Source organism: Pseudomonas sp. NPDC089396 (assembly GCF_044749545.1).
GTDB lineage: Bacteria > Pseudomonadota > Gammaproteobacteria > Pseudomonadales > Pseudomonadaceae > Aquipseudomonas.
On record NZ_JBIVIC010000010.1, the window covers coordinates 187908 to 202806 of the forward strand.

At 63.2% G+C, this 14899-nt stretch carries 7 protein-coding genes; 6 read left to right on the forward strand and 1 reads right to left on the reverse strand.

Annotation, left to right across the window (positions count from 1 at the left end; translation table 11 throughout):
- Positions 1 to 74 precede the first annotated feature (74 nt).
- From ACIPZB_RS19605 to ACIPZB_RS19630, 6 genes are all read left to right on the forward strand, one after another.
- Positions 75 to 4541: an NEL-type E3 ubiquitin ligase domain-containing protein gene (locus tag ACIPZB_RS19605; RefSeq protein WP_400642182.1), complete on the forward strand. Its 4467-nt coding sequence runs from the start codon at positions 75 to 77 to the stop codon at positions 4539 to 4541.
- A gap of 131 nt (positions 4542 to 4672) precedes the next feature.
- On the forward strand, positions 4673 to 6319 hold the full coding sequence (locus tag ACIPZB_RS19610) for an acyl-CoA synthetase (RefSeq protein WP_400642183.1): 1647 nt from the start codon (positions 4673 to 4675) through the stop codon (positions 6317 to 6319).
- Positions 6320 to 6330: 11 nt separating this feature from the next.
- Entirely contained in the window at positions 6331 to 7098 is a 768-nt protein-coding gene (locus ACIPZB_RS19615; RefSeq protein ID WP_400642184.1) for an SDR family NAD(P)-dependent oxidoreductase, read from the forward strand.
- 12 nt (positions 7099 to 7110) lie between these two features.
- Positions 7111 to 8304 carry an acetyl-CoA C-acyltransferase gene (locus ACIPZB_RS19620; RefSeq protein ID WP_400642185.1) on the forward strand — a complete coding sequence of 398 codons (1194 nt, stop codon included), beginning with the start codon at positions 7111 to 7113 and terminating at the stop codon, positions 8302 to 8304.
- Positions 8305 to 8312: 8 nt separating this feature from the next.
- Positions 8313 to 9440, forward strand: a complete 1128-nt coding sequence (locus ACIPZB_RS19625) for an acyl-CoA dehydrogenase (protein ID WP_400642186.1) — start codon at positions 8313 to 8315, stop codon at positions 9438 to 9440.
- Positions 9441 to 9453: 13 nt separating this feature from the next.
- Complete coding sequence (locus ACIPZB_RS19630; RefSeq protein ID WP_008099503.1) at positions 9454 to 10227, forward strand: enoyl-CoA hydratase; 774 nt, start codon at positions 9454 to 9456, stop codon at positions 10225 to 10227.
- Positions 10228 to 10260: 33 nt separating this feature from the next.
- Here ACIPZB_RS19630 and ACIPZB_RS19635 read toward each other — a convergent pair whose 3' ends face one another.
- Complete coding sequence (locus ACIPZB_RS19635) at positions 10261 to 14796, reverse strand: dermonecrotic toxin domain-containing protein (RefSeq protein WP_400642187.1); 4536 nt, start codon at positions 14794 to 14796, stop codon at positions 10261 to 10263.
- Between the last annotated feature and the right edge of the window lie 103 nt (positions 14797 to 14899).

The window sequence follows — 14899 nt, forward strand, 5'->3', positions numbered from 1 at the left end:
GCGCCAGTTCCCTCTGCAGTGTCGAACCGCCACTGCAGCACTGTATGCGCTTTCCGACCTTCAGAGGTGTAGTGATGGCGCAAACCAAACAGCCTGTCAGGGCGCTCGACAAGTATGCCGACGCGTTCGTGGCAACCCGGCTGCCCCAGTGGCTCAAGCAAGCATCGCCCGGACAGATCAACAAACTGCGTGACTGTTACACGGCGCACCGCAACAGTCATGAGCCACTGGACAAGGCACTGCGCAGCCTGCCAACGCCCCAGGCCTACGCGTTGAAGGTATTCACACCTTTGCTGTCGAATTCAGCGGCCACACTGGGATTCGACAAGATGCAATGGCTCGATGTGCGTCGTCGCCTGGACGTGCCCGTTGGCATTGGCGTACCCACCGATGAGCTCAGATACGTGCGAACACCGGCGTTGTTGACCCTCATGCAGAATTTCCCCGATGGCGATCCTTTCTATGAGGGCAGTGGGTTGGTGGTCGAGGGCGAGTCGCTGGTGCTGATCGATGGGAACGGGTTGGCCAAGCAGTGCCGGAAGGCGGATGCAGGCCAGGGTTATCAGAAATTGTTGGCATCCACTGTCACCGATTCAGTGCGCGGAAAATTGGCCGCGCACAAGCGCACAGGTTTCGCGTTGGCACTGGAATTGGCGGCGCTCAAAGGGCAGCTGGACGGTGCTAGCCATGCAGCCCTGCGGGCTGTGGGCACGACCGGGCACGGGGACAAGCTGCTGCGTGGTTATGCCGGGCAGCTGAAAGTCCTCAATTGCTTGATCGCCGATGCCTTGCTGATCCAGTTGCACGAAGCCGACGGCAAGAACAAGGGCATGGTGCTGTATTTGCCCAGCGATGTGCAGCAGCCGCTACGCTACTTCGCTGATATCGCGGCGGTCTGCGATGCCTTGGTCAAGGATCTGAGCGAGAAGGCATTCCAGCAAAACCTCTGCAATCAGGTGAAGTTGAGGGAACGGGCCGACTTCATTGAAACCCTGAACCAACGCCTGAAGGACTCCCAACCCGACCTCCAGCTTGAACGCGCCACGCTGACAGGCGATGTTTTTGCCGCCCTCGCCAAGGCACATTTCGAACACCTGGAAGACGATGCCAGGATGCTGCTGGTGTCCACGGCCGATGCCGACAAGACTGCTGCAAGCGAGCGCCTGAAGCGGTGGGAGGGCATTGCCATGGGTGCAGCGGGCATCGCCGGCTTGTTCGTCCCGGGGCTGGGTGAGTTGCTACTGGCGCAGCTGCTGGTTCAGGTCACCGAGCAGCTCTATGACGGCGTGACTGATTGGGCTCAAGGCCATCAGCATGAGGCCACGGAGCATTTGCTCGGCGTGGCGGAAATTGCTGCAGTCACAGCTGTGACCGCGGTCGGCGCCGGCTTAGTCGCTCGCGGCTTCGCGCGTGGCGCCGTTATCGATGAGCTTGAACCGGTCACGGTGAAACAAGATGACGACCGCCTGTGGAAACACGACCTGAGTGTTTACGAAGTCAGTCCCGGTCTGGCGACATTGCAGGATGATGGCTTTTACCATGAGGGTGACCTGCGCTTTCTGCGCATCGAGTCGCGCTATTACGAAGTGCATCAACCGGACGAGGATGGCCCGTGGCGGCTGCTTCATCCAGCGCGTGACGATGCCTTCGAGCCCGAGTTGGTCGGCAATGGCGAACGCTGCTGGCGACTGCGCCTGGAACGCCCATTGGAGTGGGACGACAGCACCTTGATGCTCGAACGGTTGTGGCCAAGCCACCCACCTCGGGAGGCCACAGAGGTCGCACGGATTCTGCAAGTGGCCGGTGTCGATAAAGACGAGCTGCGTGGCTTGCTGGTGGAGAACCGCCAATTGCCGGTGAACTTGCGTGATACGGTGCGGCGCTTCGACGCCGATGCCCGGATCAACCGGTTGTTCAGCGCGCTTGGCCAAGCGCCAGAGACAATTCCCGAAAAGGACATGCTCACCTGGTGCAAGGCACAGGCAGCGCTGCAAGGGCTATCTGACACGCAGATCGGCAGCACCCTGCTGCAGGACCAGGGCCGATGGGGGCATGCCTTGTTCGAGCATCTGACCGCCCCTGGTGAGGTGGATGATGCGGTGCTGGCACTGCTCAAACGCGATTTCCCAGGATTGCCGGATGCCTATGCACGTGAAGCGCTGAGCAGGCTGAATGTCGACGAGCGCCTGGCCATGGCGGCGAGCCAGCGGTTGAGCTTGTCGCTGGCCCAAAAGGCCCGCGCGCTGCTGCAACTGGCACGGGTCAATCGCGCATTCGAGGGGGTGTTCCTGCAAAACGCCTATACCGACGGTAGTGGTGAACTGGTGATCGCGTTGCTGAGAAAACTGCCTGAGTGGCCAGGCGATCTCAATCTCGAACTGCGCAAGGGTAACGAAAGCGGACCTTTGCTGGCGCAATTGAACCCGCAGGGTAAGGCCGAGTCGCGCACGGTGATGGTCTATCGGCAAGGCGGCTTTCGCCTGTATGACCACCGAGGGGTGGAGCGCGCCGAGGAAATCGCTGAGCCCGCCAGCCTGTTCGATGCCCTGGTGGCCTTGCTCAAACCCGAACAGCGTACGCGCCTGGGGCTTTCTCAGGACAGCGCGGCGCAACAACTGCGTGAGCGGTTGGCCAAACAACTGCCAGGCCAGCGAAGCCAGGTGTTCAATCTGCTCGGCTGGCGCAATCAGTCGCCATGGTTCAACCCCGGCGCACGCCTGGCCGATGGCCGAGTCGGCTACACCTTGGGCGGCCGCACACCGGGCAGTGAAGTCTCCGTCAGAACCCTGCGCGAGCGTATTCGCGCGTTGTACCCAGGGTTCACCGAAGTGCAGGTCGAGAGCTTTTTCCAGCGTTTGTTGCGCGAGCCTGGTTCGCCCTTGGACCAGCTTCTGGAGCACGAGGACAATTTCAGGCAACTGGACCGCGCGCTCACGCGCTGGGAGCGCGCCACCACGAACGAAAACTTGCGCAATCAGCAACGACAATTCGCTGAACAGCTTCGTCGGGCCTGGCGCCTGGATGGCGGAGTGGAAATCGATCTCGCAGACAACACCGACACGGTGCGCCTGAGCCTCAGTGGCTGGCAGATCGAGCGATTACCGACTCTGCCCGCTGAGGTCGACATGAGCCATATCGGCGAATTGGTGTTGGCCGGCATGGGGCTGCAGGACGTGCCGGCGAACTTCCTGCGTTGCTTTCGCCACGTGCATACCTTGGTCCTCACCAACAATCGCCTGACCAGTATTCCTCCAGGCCTTTCCCACCTGCAGGCGTTGCGCACGCTGCGGTTGATGTCCAACCGTATTCGCATGAGCAGCCAGGACCAGGACATGCTGCGTTCGATGCCCTACCTGCACATGGTGGACTTGAGCCATAACCCGTTGCGTAGCCTCAGCCTGAGGTTCAATGAACTGCCACAATTGCGTAGGCTGCGTCTCGACAATTGCCATTTGCAGGTCATGCCTGAAGGCCTTGAGCGCTGTGAGTTTCTGGAGTTCGCTGACCTGAGTGACAACCAGATCCAGACCCTGCCGCCCGAACTGGTGCGGATGCCCTGGAGATTCCGGGCACGGTTGAATCTGAGTCGCAACCCATTGTCCGCTGCAGAGCGTCAGCGGTTTTACGGGCTGAGTCATCAACGTCACGGCACAGCGTTGAACGTGCCTGTTGACGCTGATGCGCACCTGAACCAATGGCTGGGCGACCAGCCTGAAGCACATCAACCTGCGCGAAGGGCGCTGTGGCAAAGGCTGCAGGAGATGGACGGCAGCACCGAGCTGTTCGAACTGCTGCAGGCGCTGACTCAAGGCAGCGATTTCACCCATGCAAGAGCCTACTTGAGCGACCAGGTGTGGGGATTGCTGGCGGCGCTTGACCAGGACCAGACACTGCGCAGCGAAATCTTCGAGAGTGCTCGCGAACCCATAGGTTGTGTGGACAGTTCGGCGGAGCGTTTCAGCCGTCTGCAGATCCAGGTGCTGGCCCATGAGGCGAACCTGCGCAGTGCGCAAGCCGACGCGGGGTCGCAATTGCTGACGCTCGGTCGCCAGCTGTTTCGTCTCGAGGCCCTCGACCGCTTCGCTTTCCAGGCAGTGGAACAGCGGCGGCGGGTGCAAGGTGTTGTGGATGACCTGGAGATCGTGCTCGGCTACCGCATTCACCTGGCCAAGGCGCTCAACCTGCCTTGCCAGCCCCAGAGCATGCGCTTTAGCAGCCTGGCTGATATCACCGAAGAGCGTGGGCGGGAGGCGCTGGCTGCCGTGCAGGCAGAGGAAACGCCTGAAGCACTGGCGCACAGTATCGCCCGCCAAGGGTTCTGGACCGCCTATCTGCGCCAGCAGCACCCCGAACCCTTCGCCGCAACCGCCAGGGCTTTCGACGCGCGCGGTGAAGCGCTCGATGAGCAGGCCAGCACATTGACCAGCGAGGTCTACACCCAGCGTTGGGATGAGCTCAAATACGAGCGCGAAGCGGCAGAGCAGGCACTTGAACTGATGTTGACCCGCGACGCGTTGGAACGGACCACCGGGGAGCGCTAAGGCCAAGGAGCGCCAACGGCCAAACCGCTCATCCAGATTGACAGCTTTGGCCATTGTCCCAGTGCGGCCTTGGCGTGACCATCGTCAGACCTATGGTGCGATTCCAACAATAAAAAACCAGGAGTCTGACGATGCGCGATTACGCCGAGGCCGTCCGTTCGTTTGCCTATGACGATACCGTGGACACAGCGCTGCAGGGCGATCTGCAGGGCCTCAATGCCTGTGTCGAATGTTGCGATCGCCATGTGGGCGAGGGCAAGACCGCGTTGGTCTGGGAAGACCGCGACGGTAATGGCAAGCGCTACACCTTCGAACAGTTGCAAGCCTTGGCAAGCCGTTTTGCCAATGTCCTCAAGGAACAGGGCGTAAAGCCGGGCGACCGGGTTGCCGGCCTGCTTCCGCGAACCCCCGAGCTGCTGCTGACCATTCTTGCCACCTGGCGTCTCGGCGCGGTCTACCAACCGCTGTTCACCGCCTTTGGCCCCAAGGCCATCGAACACCGACTTGAGCAGTCCGGGGCCAAGGTCGTGGTCACCGATCGGGGCAACCGTCCCAAACTCGATGAGCTGACAGTCTCCCCAGTCCGCATCACCGTCAACGCAGCTCAAGGCGAGCTGGATTTCCAGCGCCTGCTCGACGCGGCAGCGCCAGCATGCGACCCGGTCCTGCGCCGTGGCGACGACCCGTTCCTGCTGATGTTCACCTCCGGCACCACAGGCCCGGCGAAGCCGCTGGAAGTGCCGCTGCGAGCCATTGTGGCGTTCCAGGGCTACATGCGCGATGCCATCGACCTGCGCCCGGAAGACCGCTTCTGGAACCTGGCCGACCCTGGCTGGGCCTATGGCCTTTACTACGCCGTCACTGGCCCGCTGTCGCTGGGCCATGCCACCACCTTCTACGATGGCCCTTTCAGCGTCGAAAGCTGCGCGCGGGTCATCGCCAGGCTGGGTATCACCAACCTGGCGGGTTCGCCCACCGCCTACCGCCTGCTGATCGCCGCCGGGGATGAGTTTTCCGCGCCGATCCAGGGGCGCCTGCGGGTGGTCAGCAGCGCGGGCGAACCGCTCAACCCGGAAGTGATCCGCTGGTTCGCCGACGAACTGGGCGTGACCATCCACGACCACTACGGCCAGACCGAGCTGGGCATGGTGCTGTGCAACCATCATGGCCTGCAGCACCCGGTTCACCTTGGCTCGGCCGGCTTTGCCATCCCCGGTCACCGCATCGTCGTGCTCGACGAGCAGGGCAACGAACTGCCTGCCGGCCAGCCTGGCATCCTTGCCGTGGACCGGGAGCAATCGCCGCTGTGCTGGTTCGCCGGCTACCACGGCCTGCCCACCAAGAGTTTCGTCGGCAAGTACTACCTCAGTGGCGATACCGTCGAGCTCAACCACGATGGCAGCATCAGCTTCGTCGGTCGTAGCGACGATGTGATCACCACCTCCGGATACCGGGTCGGTCCGTTCGATGTGGAAAGCGCACTGATCGAGCACCCCGCGGTGATCGAGGCGGCGGTGATCGGCAAGCCGGACCCGGAGCGTACCGAGCTGATCAAGGCCTTCGTCGTGCTCGCCGCGGGTGTGAGCGGTACCCCGGCGCTCGAAGAGACGCTGCGCCAGCATGTGCGTCAGCGCCTGTACGCCCATGCCTACCCACGGGAAATCGAATTCGTCAGCGAGCTGCCCAAGACGCCGAGCGGCAAGCTGCAACGCTTCATCCTGCGCAATCAGGAAATCGCCCTACAACAAGCTGCGCTGGCCAACCGCGCCAGCGCCTGAAGGAACCCATCATGCAGATAGCCAACAGCAATTTCATCGTCAGCGGCGCGGCCTCGGGCCTGGGTGCCGCCACTGCGCAGATGCTGGTCGAAGCCGGCGCCAAGGTCATGCTGGTCGACCTCAATGCCCAGGCCGTCGATGCCAAGGCGCGCGAACTGGGTGACAATGCGCGGTTCGCGGTCGCCGACATCAGCGACGAACAGGCGGCCAAGGCTGCCGTGGATGCTGCCGTGGCCGCCTTCGGTAGCCTGCACGGGCTGGTCAATTGCGCGGGTATCGTCGGTGCCGAGAAAGTGCTTGGCAAACAAGGCCCGCACGGGCTGGCCAGCTTCGCCAAGGTCATCAACGTCAACCTGATCGGCAGCTTCAACCTGCTGCGCCTGGCCGCTGCGGCCATGGCCGAAGGCGCCGCCAACGCCGAGGGCGAGCGCGGGGTGATCATCAACACCGCGTCGATTGCCGCCTACGACGGGCAGATCGGCCAAGCCGCCTACGCCGCTTCCAAGGGCGCCATCGCCAGCCTGACCTTACCCACTGCCCGGGAGCTGGCGCGCTTCGGTATTCGGGTGATGACCATCGCCCCCGGCATTTTCGAAACCCCGATGATGGCCGGCATGACCCAGGAAGTCCGCGACTCGTTGGCCGCCGGCGTGCCGTTCCCGCCACGCCTGGGCCGCCCCGTCGAGTACGCGGCGCTGGCCCGTCACATTATCGAGAACAGCATGCTCAACGGCGAGGTGATCCGCCTCGACGGTGCGCTGCGCATGGCTGCCAAGTAAGGAGAAACGAACATGACCCTTGCCAACGATCCAATCGTCATCGTCAGCGCCGTGCGCACGCCCATGGGCGGGCTGCAGGGTGACCTCAAGAGCCTGACCGCGCCACAGCTGGGTGCCGCGGCGATACGCGCCGCCGTCGAGCGTGCCGGTATCGATGCCGCCAGCGTCGAGCAGGTGCTGTTCGGCTGTGTCCTGCCGGCCGGCCTCGGCCAGGCACCGGCACGCCAGGCAGCGCTGGGCGCGGGGCTGGACAAACACACCACCTGCACCACGCTGAACAAGATGTGCGGCTCGGGCATGCAGGCCGCGATCATGGCCCATGACCAACTGCTGGCCGGCAGCGCCGATGTCATCGTCGCCGGCGGCATGGAAAGCATGACCAACGCCCCTTATTTGCTGGACAAGGCGCGCGGCGGCTACCGCATGGGCCATGGCAAGATCATCGACCACATGTTCATGGACGGCCTCGAAGACGCCTACGACAAGGGTCGCCTGATGGGCACCTTCGCCGAGGACTGTGCCCAGGCCGGCAGCTTCAGCCGCGAAGCCCAGGACCAGTTCGCCATCGCCTCGCTGACCCGCGCCCAGGAGGCGATCAGCAACGGCCGCTTCAGCGCCGAGATCGTCCCGGTGGAAGTGACCGAAGGCAAGGAAAAGCGCCTGGTCAAGGACGACGAGCAGCCGCCCAAGGCACGCCTGGACAAGATCCCACAGCTCAAGCCGGCCTTCCGTGAAGGCGGCACGGTGACTGCGGCAAACGCCAGCTCGATCTCCGATGGCGCTGCGGCATTGGTGTTGATGCGCCGCTCAGAAGCCGAAAAACGTGGCTTGAAGCCCCTGGCCGTGATCCATGGCCATGCCGCGTTCGCCGATGCCCCGGCGCTGTTCCCCACCGCCCCGATCGGTGCCATCGACAAGCTGATGAAGCGCACAGGCTGGAGCCTGTCAGAGGTCGATCTGTTCGAGATCAACGAAGCCTTCGCCGTGGTCACCCTGGCCGCCATGAAGCACCTCGACCTGCCCCATGACAAGGTCAATATCCACGGCGGTGCCTGCGCCCTGGGCCACCCGATCGGTGCCTCCGGCGCGCGCATCCTGGTGACCCTGCTGTCGGCCCTGCGCCAGAACAACCTGCGCCGTGGCGTGGCAGCCATCTGCATCGGCGGTGGCGAGGCCACGGCCATGGCTGTCGAATGCCTGTACTGAGGTGAACCATGCTGGTAACTGACGAGCAACAACAGATCGCCGACGCCGTGCGCGAGTTTGCCCAGGAGCGCCTGCGGCCTTTCGCCGAGCAATGGGACAAGGCCCATCGCTTCCCCCGCGAAGCCATCGACGAGATGGCGGCACTGGGCCTGTTCGGCATGCTGGTGCCGGAACAGTACGGCGGCAGCGATACCGGCTACGTGGCCTATGCCATGGCCCTGGAGGAGATCGCGGCGGGCGACGGTGCCTGCTCGACGATCATGAGCGTGCACAACTCGGTGGGTTGCGTGCCGATCCTCAAGTTCGGCAGCGAGCAGCAGAAACAGCAGTTCCTCACGCCGCTGGCCAGTGGCGCGATGCTCGGCGCCTTTGCCCTCACCGAACCCCAGGCCGGTTCCGATGCCAGCAGCCTGAAGACCCGCGCACGCCTGGACGGTGACCATTACGTGCTCAACGGCAGCAAGCAGTTCATCACCTCCGGGCAGAACGCCGGGGTGGTGATCGTCTTTGCTGTCACCGACCCGGACGCTGGCAAACGCGGCATCACGGCATTCATCGTGCCCACCGATACACCGGGCTACCAGGTGGCGCGGGTCGAGGAAAAGCTTGGCCAGCATGCCTCCGATACCTGCCAGATCGTCTTCGACAATGTGCGTGTACCGGTGGCCTACCGCCTGGGTGAAGAGGGGCAGGGCTACAAGATCGCCCTGGCCAACCTCGAAGGCGGCCGTATCGGCATCGCCTCGCAGTCGGTAGGCATGGCCCGCGCCGCGTTCGAGGTGGCGCGCGACTATGCCAAAGAGCGGCAGAGCTTCGGCAAATCCTTGATCGAACACCAGGCCGTGGCCTTCCGCCTGGCCGACATGGCCACGAAAATTGCCGTGGCCCGGCAGATGGTGCTGCACGCGGCGGCGCTGCGCGATGCCGGGCGCCCGGCCCTGGTTGAAGCGTCGATGGCCAAGCTTTTCGCCTCGGAAATGGCCGAAAAGGTCTGTTCGGATGCCTTGCAGACGCTCGGCGGTTATGGCTATCTGAGCGACTTCCCGCTGGAGCGGATCTACCGCGACGTGCGTGTCTGCCAGATCTACGAAGGCACCAGCGACATTCAGCGCATGGTCATTGCGCGCAATCTTTGAAGGAGCAGTCTGCATGGCATTCGAAACCATCCTGTTGGACATCCACGGCAAGGTCGGCCTGATCACCCTCAATCGCCCCCAGGCGCTCAACGCGCTCAACGCGCAAATCATCGCGGAGATCAACCAGGCCCTGGACCAGCTGGAAAGGGACCCGAACATCGGCTGCGTGGTGCTGACCGGTTCCGCCAAGGCCTTCGCGGCGGGTGCCGACATCAAGGAAATGGCCGAGCTCAAGTATCCGCAGATCTACGTCGACGATCTGTTCAGCGACTCCGACCGCATCGCCAACCGACGCAAGCCGATCATCGCTGCCGTGTCCGGCTTCGCGCTCGGTGGTGGTTGTGAACTGGCCATGATGTGCGACTTCATCCTCGCGGGCGACAACGCCAAGTTCGGCCAGCCCGAGATCAACCTCGGCGTGCTGCCGGGCATGGGCGGTACCCAGCGCCTGACCCGTGCCGTGGGCAAGGCCAAGGCCATGGAACTGTGCCTGACCGGCCGCCTGATGGGCGCTGAAGAGGCCGAGCGCGCGGGGCTCGTGGCGCGTGTGGTGCCTCAGGCCGAACTGGTCGAGGAAGCCCTGAAGGTGGCGGCGACCATCGCCAGCAAGTCGATCCCGGTGAGCATGATGGTCAAGGAAAGCGTCAACCGTGCGTTCGAAGTCACCCTCAGCGAAGGTGTGCGCTTCGAACGCCGGGTGTTCCATGCCGCGTTCTCCACCGAAGACCAGAAGGAAGGCATGGCCGCCTTCATCGCCAAGCGCGAGGCGCAGTTCAAGGACCGCTGAGATCCCTGGCCAGACCCTCCAGCGTGCAACTCCTCAGCCGGTGAAGAAGTAAGCGTTCGCCGCGGCCCGATCGATCGGGCTGCGGTGGACCTCGACTTCACGGCCGTCAGGATTCTTGGCCAATCGACCGCGCTCGTAGCGCTGCTCGGCGGTCTTGAGATGACCCGCGGTGTAGTCGGCCTGCCGCGTGTTCATGGCGGGGTAGTGGAAGTGGGCAAACCAGTGCGCCTGGTTCTGGTGGCGTATGACGAACTCTTCCAGATAGTCGTCGCTGCGCCCTGCGACCTTGGCCAGTTTGTGGCGTGGCCCGGTCGACTCGATCACTACCTTTTCCCGCTCCAGCAGGAACTGCAGCTCACCCATCCTGGGGGCCTGCAGCAGTGCCACGCGTGCCCGCTGTGCGGTCGCCTGATCGGCCAAGGTCGATGACATGTCCTCTATCGCCTTGATGCTGATGGCTGCGTCGGCACCTGGCGTGCCTTCGTCGGTCTGGTTGTCGCGTGTCAGGCGCAACTCGATGGCGGCGCGGTGCTCGTCCAGTCGTGCGCGATGGCCAAGCAGGCTGTCCTGGATGTCGACCGGGATATAGGTGTTGGCCTTCTTGCTCTTCATCAGGGCGACTTCCTTGCGGGCGCCATCGAGTAACCGGGTGCTTTGCTTGAGCAGCGTCTTCAACTTCGCAGGTTCCTTGCCCGGTGACGGCTTGGTCTTGTTGATCGGTGCGGCCTCGACGGCGGCCCACAGGTCGTCTTCGCGCTTGTAAGCACCAGAGACAGAGTCGTTCTCGACCCCTGGAATGTCGACGATGTCGTTGTCATCTGTACGGGGTTGGCCAAGTAGCAGACCGTCATCGCGGGTTTCTATGAGCCCGGGCAGTTGCTCGCTCAACTGGGCTATCGTGCTGCGCTCGTCGTTCCCTGGATACTCCGAGCGCTCGAAGTCGACGCTGGTGCTGATGGCGTTGACGTCGCTCCTCAGGTCGCTGAGCAATGTGGGCACATTGTCCTTGTCGAAGGCGTCTGCCAGGGCGCTTAGCCGAGTTCTGGCCTTGCCCAGATTCGAGGCGATGCTTTGCAGCACCCGCCGCATGACTTCATCGCTGGCGTTGGCTTGCTTGTGCAGTTGCACGTACTGACTGATGGCCAGATCGATGTTGCGCCAGGCACGCAAGAGCCAGATCCCTTTATTGTGTGTTTCGTCGAGAATCAGGCGGTCGAAGCGGTTCTCGCAGCGTATGAAGCGCCAGTGCACGATCGTCCAGCTGCCCTTGTGCGGCTCGATCTGTCTCAGCATCTCGGCCACCTTCGGCTGGGCCGGACCTGCCAGTCGGCGCAACTGTCCCAGGCTTTGGGTGAAGGCGGTGGCATTGTCGAAGAGCTGGTCGATCAGGCCTCCCGTATCTTCCAGGCGTTTTTGAAGAATGACGACGTCTGTGGGGGAGAGCTCGACCAGGCGATCAATCATGCCCGTCAGGTGCGCGCGTTCGGGCTTGTAGAGGCGCAGCTGCAATTCACGTATCTGCAACTGGCATTCGAGCTGATGGAACAGGGTGCCGGCGCGCTTGAGCTTGTAGTCTTGCACCGGGGTTTGTGCGTTCAGCTCGTGCAGGCGCTGGATATGTTCTGCGATGAACGCCTCGAATACTTGCAGTTTCTCCAGGCAGCCGCGAATGACGCGAGGCTCATCGGAGCCTTGCCCCAGGGTGCTGACCTTCCTGAGTTCGGGTAGTCGGGCGACGATGCTTTTCGAGTCGGTGACCAGGCGCTTGGCCAGCTCCTCGGTGCTTTTCCTGATGGCGTCCTTCGATCTGGCGATCTGTTTCTTGGGAGGCATGCCACCTTTCAGGCGTAACCCGAGGTCCAGCTGCCAGCGGCCCGCTTCATCGCGCCGCAGCCACGGGCCGAGTGCGTTGCCATCGGCTGTGCCGACGATTCGAAACTGCTCGCTCACAGGATCGAGTTGCACCTTGTAGACCTTGCCCTCGACCCGACCGTAAAGCTGGTCGGCATGCAGGTAGAGGCCGCGCATGGGGCCAGAGGGCACCGCGGAACCGAGGGTGTCGGCCGAGATATCGGCCCGCAGCTTGTCAAGCGCACTGGCCTGCTTGCTGTCGAGCTTGAGCGTCGGTTGCGCCCAGCCGAATTCGAGCCGTGTCTCGGTCGGGCTGGTGACCACCACCGGCGCAGGCGTCAGTGCCGGCTGCTGGCCGGGAGGCAGGGCTGCGTCCAGAGGGTGCTCCTGCTCCATACGGTCCATCGCGTGGTTGAAGATCAGGAAGGCGACATTGACCAGCAGTGCTATCCAGTCTGCGCTGCGGTCTCCCGGCTGGTTGTTGTCGTTGGCCTGCACCAGGCGGGCGAACGCGGTCTCCATCTGCACCAGCCAGGCGGCTTCGGCTACGGGGCCTTCGACGAACGGCAAGACCGTGTTGAGCAACAACCAGCCCAACTCCTCCCAGCGTTGCCAACGGGCTTCGTCGCTGCTGGCCGATCGTTCCTTGAAATTGTGCAATGCTTCTTCGACACAGGCCTCGTAGATGGCGCGAACCCCATCGACGACAGGGGCTTCGCGTGACAGGGTCACCGGTGCCGGCTTGCTCGATGGGACCGCCCAGTCGTCTTCCAGCGGGAAGAAAAGATGCGGTTCCATGAAACCGCCATGCTTGTACACCCGCCGGTCTTCTTCGGGCAGTCGATGAATGATGTCATCCTGCAGGTCGCCGCTTTCGCTGAGTGCCACCAGTAAAGCAAGGCGATCGCGGAACTCCACGATGGGCTCGTGGTGCAGGGGGCGATAAAGCAGGCAGCGCTGGCTGGGCAAGGTGTCGTTTTCTATCAACCAAGCGTTGCGCGGGTGGTCAGGGAAGGCGTCCATTGTTCTCAGCAGGCCCAATGGGCGTATGACCCAGTGATCGTGTTCATCGGGCAGCGCAGCGAATAGCTGCTCAACGGCGATGATCGCCAGCAGTGAGGGATGTCCGTGCTGGAGATACCGGGTCATGAGCTGCGTTGGCAGTTGGCTGCGCAATTGATCGGCAAGCAGTCGCTGCCGCTCGTTGCTCTGTTGGGCATCGTCGAGTAGCAGGGCTTTCAACCTTTTCGGGTAGGTCGCGCCGATGTCGGCCTCGTCGATCAACGCACGCAGCGCCGATGTGTCGAGCCAGGTGGGTATGGGTTGTCCATCGGTCGTTTCCAGCGTGACTCGCCCCGGCTTGAGCAGCCCGAGGTTGGCGATGGCCAGCTGCGTCAGGCTGAAGGTCACCGCTACCGTGGTGCCTTCGCTCACCAATTGCCCTGCCACCGGAATTGCCGTGGCGGTGGTCTGGTGGTTGATCACGCGCACGGCTGCAGGGTCAAGGGTCGACGTAGGATGATCACGGCGAATCAGTTCGCCCAGGCGCTCGCAGGCGAAGGCCTGTGCGCTGGGTACGCCGCTCAGCCAGGTCTTGCCATCGGCGTCGGAGTTGCTGCGGGCGACATCGGTCAGCATCGAGCTGTAGACGATCAGCGCCTTGGGGTCGCCATCGCGCATCCAGCCGGGGAGTTGGTCGATGAGGCTTCCATGGCCCGCCAGGTCGTCCATGCTGCACAGGTGCGCCAGCGAGCTGAGGCGGTCCAGGGCATCTGCCAGTTGCTGGGCACTGCCTTGGGCATGAAAGGCGGTGGCGGCGACCTCAATGCCTTCGAGTAGCTGCTGCAGCAGGTTTGCAGCCTGCGCCTGGAACAGTTGCCGCTCGGGTGTGGCCAGTTTTACGGCGGGTGGTGACTTGGCGATGATCGCTGGCCAGTGCTCGCTGATGGCTTCCAGCAAGCGCGTGCGGGAGGAGAAGGACAGCAATCGGCCCCCGGCAGTGAAGAGCAAGGTGAAGGGTGGGCGACCAGGTGCGTCCGGGCGCTCGATCAGGACAGCGCTGGCCAGGTTGGGGTCCAGCTGCCAGTCGGCGGAAAAATTGGTGACCACCGTCTGCAGCGTGATGCCGTGTTCGGCGCAAAGCTTGAGCTGGTCGTCGTAGTTGGCGGGCTCTTTGGCGAGTGCCTTGAGCGTGGCTTGGGCGGCAGGCAGCTCATGCTTGGCAGCGGCCTCGGCCACCGCGCTGCGCAAGCGTTCCTGCAGATGGTTGCTCAGCCAGGACCAAGGGGTTTCACCGCTGCGGTCGGCCGCGCACCAGAAGTCGACCAGTGCTGCGTTGAAACGGTCGATAAGAAGCGGGCCGCAGTCGTTTATGAGGGCTTCGAGCCGCACCAGATCGACCGGCACCGGCTTCTCGGGTTCGATGTCCAGCTCGCGGCAGACGACATCCTGCCCCGGGGTCAGATTGAGGGTGGTGCGCAGGCAATAGCGCTCAGCCAGCAACTGATACAACGGACGGACATAGGCGATACCTGGCACAGGGCCGAAACTGGCCAGTTGCAGACCCACTGGGTCGAGTGTGGCGTCGAAGCCGTAGGCGGGCCATTGTTCCACAAGCAGACTGGCGGCAACCTCGAACAGTCGAGGGCGGTTGGCGAAGGTCTGGGCGATCTGGCATGGCAGCGTGGTGTTGCGACGTAGCCTGTTGGCGGCGGGCATGGCGGCGATCTCGGTGATGGTCCCGCCGCCATTGGGCCGTCAGGACGACGGCTTGGGGTACTACAGATCTACTGCCAGAGGTGTGGACTGCGCAAGGAAGCAG